General features: G+C 60.4%; 3 protein-coding genes. 1 reads left to right on the top strand and 2 read right to left on the bottom strand.

Translation table 11 applies throughout. From position 1 onward, the window contains the following. Positions 1-205: 205 nt before the first annotated feature. Both ACIQUI_RS28345 and ACIQUI_RS28340 read right to left on the bottom strand, forming a co-directional pair. Positions 206-1,564: an HlyD family type I secretion periplasmic adaptor subunit gene (locus ACIQUI_RS28345; protein ID WP_403204378.1), complete on the bottom strand. Its 1,359-nt coding sequence runs from the start codon at positions 1,562-1,564 to the stop codon at positions 206-208. A 7-nt stretch (positions 1,565-1,571) separates the two neighbouring features. After that, on the bottom strand, positions 1,572-3,728 hold the full coding sequence (locus ACIQUI_RS28340) for a type I secretion system permease/ATPase (protein ID WP_403204375.1): 2,157 nt from the start codon (positions 3,726-3,728) through the stop codon (positions 1,572-1,574). Positions 3,729-4,693: 965 nt separating this feature from the next. Between ACIQUI_RS28340 and ACIQUI_RS28335 the strand changes: the two genes are divergently transcribed. Beyond that, positions 4,694-6,240: retention module-containing protein (locus tag ACIQUI_RS28335; RefSeq protein ID WP_403204372.1), on the top strand; the 1,547-nt coding region annotated here is incomplete at its 3' end.

Genomic DNA, 6,240 nt, shown 5'->3' with positions numbered 1-6,240 from the left:
ATACATAGATGCAACCGGGTTCCTATGTTCAAAAGCAATTAGACAGTGTGGGCGAGTCCATACATAGGAGCGGCCTTGTGTCGCGAAAGGGCTGCGCAGCAGCCCCGGCACTTTGTGCATCAGTGCTGAAATCCTGGGGCCGCTTTGCGGCCCTTTCGCGACACAAGGCCGCTCCTACAGCGGTCGCGAGACAAGTGGTTGGCTATCACCGCTCGCGCAGCGCCTCCGACCGCGCCTTCATGATCGGCTTGAGCAGGTAGCTCATGATGGTCTTCTTGCCGGTCATGATATCCACCGTCGCCACCATCCCCGGAATGATCAGCAATGGCTTCTCATCCGTCCCCAGATGGCTGCGATCGGTGCGCAGCTTGATCAGGTAATAGGTGGTTTTCTTGTCTTCGTCGGTGATGGTGTCGGCGCCAATCTGTTCCAGTTTGGCCTTTAGCCCACCGTAGATGGTGTAGTCATAGGCCGTGAACTTCACGGTGGCTTCCTGGCCAGGGTGCAGGAAGGCGATGTCCTTGGGCAGGATCTTCGCTTCGATGACCAGCGTATCGTCCAGTGGCACCACTTCGATGATATCGCTACCAGGCTGGATTACCCCGCCAATGGTGTTCACCAGCAACTGCTTGACGATGCCGCGAACCGGCGAAGTGACCATGGTGCGGTGCACCCGGTCGTCCAGCGCCTTGCTGGTGGCGGTGGCCTTGTTCAGCTCGGTGCGTGCTTCGTTCAGCTGGGTTAGCGCTTCGCTGCGGAACTTGCCACGGGTCTCTTCGATCTTGCTCTGTACCTCGCGGATGGCGGCCTCGGCACGCGGGATGGCCAGCGCGGTGGAGTCCAGCTGGCCGCGGTTTTCAACTTCGGCACGGCGCAGGCGCAGCACTTCTACCTGGGAAATCGCTCCGGTAGCCACCAGCGGTTCGGACATGCCGATTTCCTTGCGCAGCAGCTCAAGGCTGTTGGCGTACTGGGCGCGTTTGGAACTGTATTCGCGAAGCTCCTGCTGGCGCTGGACCAACTGCTGTTGCAGGCCGCCAATCTCGTCTTGCAGTTGCTGGCGCCGGCTCTGGTACAGCGATTCTTCACTGGCCGCCTGGCTTGGTGCAGCCTTGCGCAGTTCTTCGTCGATCTTCAGCGGGCTGTCCTGCACCTCGGCACTCAACCGTTCCACCCGCAGGGCCATGGCCAGGCGATCGGCCTCGGTCTCGCCAACGTTGGAAGCGAAGCGGGTTTCGTCCAGGCGCAGCAACGGCTGGCCCACTTCGACAATCTGCCCTTCCTTGGCGAAGATCTCGGCGACGATGCCACCCTCAAGGTTCTGGATCTTCTGCACCTTGGAAGACGGGATAGCCTTGCCTTCGCCCCGCGTAACCTCATCGATGGGCGCTACGCTGGCCCACACGATCAGGAACACGAAGAACAGGATCACGCCCCAGATGGTCAGCCGCACCACCCTTGGCGCGTCCTCGATCAGGGCCTTGTTGACCTCTGGCAGCGGTTGGCCGCCCAGTGAATCGGAGCCTTTGAAGTAGCGCCGCAGGCCATCCTTGAATTGCCCCATATCCAGCTTATGCAACACTGATCTGCCCCTTCTTCAGCGCATCCATGACCGCGGCTTTCGGGCCGTCGGCGACTATCTGCCCGCGATCGATCACGATCAGCCGGTCCACCAGCGACAGCAGCGAGGCACGGTGCGTGACCAACAGTACCGTCTTGCCCTCCACCACGGCTTGCAGGCGCTGTTTGAGGCGTTCTTCGCCGGTGTTGTCCATGGCGCTGGTCGGCTCGTCCAGCAGCAGGATCTGTGGGTTGAGCAGCAGCGCACGGCCCAGGGCAACGTTCTGGCGCTGGCCACCGGACAGGTTCTGCCCGCGTTCCCCAACCTGCAGCTCGTAGCCGTCCGGGTGCAGGCGGGCGAATTCATGCACGCCTGCCAGCTCGGCCGCTTGCAGGATCAGCTCGTCCTCGATATAGCGGGCGCCGCTTACCAGGTTGTCGCGCAGGGTGCCAGCCAGTAGCTGGATGTCCTGAGGTACATAGCCGATGTTGTGGCGCAGTTCGCTGACGTCGATCTGGCGAATGTCCACGCCATCGACCAGCAGTGAGCCGCCATCGGCCTCGTACAGGCCGACGATGAGCTTGGCCAGCGAGCTTTTGCCCGAGCCGCTGCGGCCGATGATGCCGACTTTTTCGCCGGGTCGGATGATCAGGTTGATGTTCTTCAGCGCAAGGTTCTGCTGGTTCGGGTAGGTGAAGTCCACCCCACGGAACTCGACGCTGCCCTGCAGTACCTTGCGGCTCAGCGGGCGCTCTTCGAAGTTGCGCTCTTGTGGCAGCTCCATCATGTGGTCGGTGGAGACCATGGTCACCTTGGCTTGCTGGTAACGGGCGAGCAGGCCGTTGAGCGACCCGAGCGGGCCGAGCGCGCGGCCGCTGAGCATGTAGCAGGCCACCAGGCCGCCCATGCTCAGGTTACCGTCGATGATCAGGTATACGCCGACGCAGATCATCGCCACGCCTGCCAGTTGCTGGATCAGCATGGTGATGTTCATCGCCAGGCTCGACAGCACCTTGACCCGCAGCTCCAGGCGGCTGAGGGTACCGAGGGTCTGTTCCCACATGTACTGGCGTTCGCTTTCGGCGTTGTTGACCTTTACCGCATCCAGGCCGGCCAGGGTTTCGATGAGGCTGGACTGGCGCTCCGAAGCCAGCGCCATGGTCCGCTCCATGGTCGCCATCAACGGCCGTTGCAGGGCGTAGCCGATGCCCAGGGCCAGCGGGAAGGCGATGATCGGGATCCACACCAGATGGCCACCAATGACGGCGATTACAATCAGGATCAGGATGGTGAACGGCAGGTCGATCAGGCTGGTGAGGGTGAGCGAGGCAAGGAAGTCGCGCAGCCCCTGGAACTCGTGAATGTTCTGGGCAAAGCTGCCGACCCTTGCCGGCCGGTACTTCATCGACATGCCGACGATACGCTCGAACAGCGTCGCGGAAATGATCAGGTCGGTCTTCTTGCCGGCCAGGTCCAGGCACAGGCCGCGCAGGCCCTTGAGGATCAGGTCGAAGATATAGGCGCCGGCGATACCGACGGCCAGCACCCAGAGCGTCGAGGTAGCCTGGTTGGGCACCACCCGGTCATATACGTTCATCACGAACAGCGGCGCGGCCAGGGCGATCAGGTTGATCACCAGGCTGGCGGCGATGGCATCGATATACAGCCACTTGCTGCGCAGCAAGGTATCGCGGAACCACGACTTCGCCCGCGGGATGAGGTTGCCGTGGTTGACGTCGAACTTGTGCTGCGGCTGGGCGAAGAACACTCGGCCGCTATAGTCGCTTTGCAGCGCTTCACGGCTGACATGCACTTCGCCGCCATCGCTCTCGCTGAGCAGCAGGCGAGCGGTGTCTTCGTTTTCCCAGCCCAGCAGGACGGCGCTGCGGCCTTCCTTGAGCAACAGCATGGCCGGCATGGCAATGCTCGGGATCTGCTCCAGCTTGCGCTGCAACAGGCGCCCTTGCAGGCCGGCCCGGGCAGCGGCGCGGGGTAGCAACTCGGGGCTCAGACGCTGGGCGGGCAGCGGCAGGCCGGTGGTCAGCATGACCCGGCTGGCGGGTTTCTGGTGCAGGACACACAGGCTCAGCAGACTATCCAGCAAGGGATCGTCATGCTGACTGCGTGGATCATGGTTGAGTTGGACTCGACTGACTTCAGATTCCACGCGGCGCTCTCTTCATCCTTGTGGTGGGTGGGGTAGGTGTGCCGCCGTTCAGGCTTGGGCGGTTCACCTTTGCGTTCAATGGTGCTGCAGGGCAGCTGGCCAATGGTCGCCTTGAATCGATACCGAGTAAACAATTCTACGTCGTTATTGCTACTGCATAGATACTGCAATGCAACGCGTGTTTCATTTCTGATCCAGTTGGGGGATCAGGTTCTTGTGCAGCATAGCCTGCCATCCAGACCACGCTGTGTGGGTGAATGATCGGCTCGCTAACTTGTCATTAAACAGGCGCTGATTTGTTGACGTTTTCAGGCGGGTTGATCATTAAAATTCATCGCGCGAAGTGCGTTTGCAGGTTGAACCGTGGTTCTGTAATCACCGATGGTTTGCCATCATTCCCATGCCAGTATTCGCGTGCGGGATCGCTATATGTCTGATCTGCGGCAAATCGTTTTTGCTGGGCGCAGTCAGTAGCAAGCCCTGGTTGGCCAGGATGTGAGTTCGGCCCTTGTTCTGCTTGGGTTTTGAGCGCTTTCCGGGCGATTCCAGGCAAGGTTTATGCTTGCAGGCTGTCACATGCCTCGTTCAGTGGAAGTGGTCGAATTGTTGACGCCAATGGCCGTGGCGGTTGCTGATGGACGGTACTTCAGAGGCGTGCAAATGCACCTGTCCACGCATCGGAAAGGCAGCTGAATTCGAAGGCCCGCGAGTTTTCGATGACGTACGACATTGGTCCTGGGCAAACGGTTGGCTAAGGTACAAATATCAATGTGACATTACATTGCCGATTGTTTAGGATGGCCTGTATAAGGTCAATACTTTGGCAGTATTGCGGTTTCAAAAAGTTATAGACGGAAAATTGACGCAGAAAAGCGTCAACAGATCATCGACATAAGTTCCGCCTGAAGTGGCTTGCAAATGCCGCTCTGGCAGGGAAGTACCCATCGGGTCACACGGAGAGTCCAATGAGCAGCGTTGTAGCCATCGTCAAAAGCATTGTCGGCCAGGTTATTGCGGTATCCCCAGAGGGCATTCGTCGTGTGCTCATCGAAGGGGACCGCCTGTTGGCTGGTGAGGAAGTGCTCACTGGCCCTGGTGGCGCAGTTACTCTGGAGCTGGCTGATGGCCGTCTGCTTGACCTGGGCCGTGACAGCCAGTGGAGCGCCGACACACCTGACAGCAGTACTGACCTGAGCCAGGCGACCGCACAGGCTGCGCCGTCGGTGGAAGAGCTGCAGCAGGCGATCGCAGCGGGTGTCGACCCGACTACCGAGCTGGAAGCTACCGCAGCCGGCCCATCGGCAGCAGGCGGTGGTGGCGCGCTGGGCGGTGGCCACAGCTTCGTAATGCTCGAAGAAACAGCGGGCCGGGTTGATCCCACTGTCGGCTTCCCCACTGAGGGGCTTGGCTTTGCAGCCACACTGGACAGTGAAGAAGTCGGCCTGCTGGGTGACACCAACAATAACCTGGTGACGCCGCCGACGACGGACACCAACGTTGCTACCGACCTGATTCTTGGCGCCACTCCTTCCATCAGCGAAGCGGGTGGCGTCATCGTCTATACCGCCACGGTTGGCCAGGCCCCGACCAGCAACCTGATTGTCACGCTGTCCAACGGTGCCGTGATCGTCATCCCGGCCGGGCAGACCACCGGTAGCGTCAATGTCGTCGTTCCGGCAAATGACACGCCTTATATTGACGGCGGCCAGATCTCGGCGACCGTTACCGGTACCACCGGTGGCAATGGCCTGACGGTGACCGTGCCGCAAACGCCGGCAGTTACCCAGGTTACCGATACCATCGACACCACCACGGCGACCCTGACGGCGAATCCGTCGGTGACCGAAGGTGGCGTGATCACTTACACCGTGACACTGAGCAACCCTGCCCAGACCCCGGTAACCGTGACCCTGTCCAATGGCCAGGTCATCACCATCGAGGCTGGCAAGACCCAGGGCAGTGTCGACTTCCAGACCCCGGCGAATGATGTCTACAACAACGGTTCGACAGTTAGCACAACCATTACTGGTGCTACTGGTGGCAACTTCGAGCAGCTGACGCCAAATCCTGCACCGGCTGAGACGGTTATCAGTGATTCGGTCGACAACACCACTGCGACCCTGACCGCTTCGCCGAGCGTCACCGAAGGCGGCGTAATCACCTACACCGTGACCCTGAGCAACCCTGCCCAGACTCCGGTGACTATTACTCTGTCCAATGGCCAGACCATCACTGTCGAAGCGGGCAAGACCCAAGGCAGCGTCGACTTCCAGACCCCGGCGAACGACGTTTACAACAACGGTTCGACCGTCAGCGTCACCATCGAAAACGCCACTGGCGGTAACTTCGAGCAACTGACTCCGAACCCGACCCCGGCTCAGACCACGATCAATGACTCGGTCGATAACACAACCGCGACCTTGACCGCTTCGCCAAGCGTGACCGAAGGTGGCGTGATCACCTACACCGTGACCCTGAGCAACCCTGCCCAGACTCCGGTGACTATTACCCT

The sequence above is a fragment of the Pseudomonas sp. NPDC090592 genome, from assembly GCF_044769185.1.
GTDB lineage: Bacteria > Pseudomonadota > Gammaproteobacteria > Pseudomonadales > Pseudomonadaceae > Aquipseudomonas.
Note: the sequence above shows the minus strand (reverse complement) of the source record. Positions and strands in the feature narration are given on the sequence as shown.

What these genes read in the sequence shown, in the direction of transcription:
- ACIQUI_RS28345 (WP_403204378.1), bottom strand. Translation starts at nt 1,564, where the DNA reads ATGGGGCAATTCAAGGATGGCCTGCGGCGCTACTTCAAAGGCTCCGAT.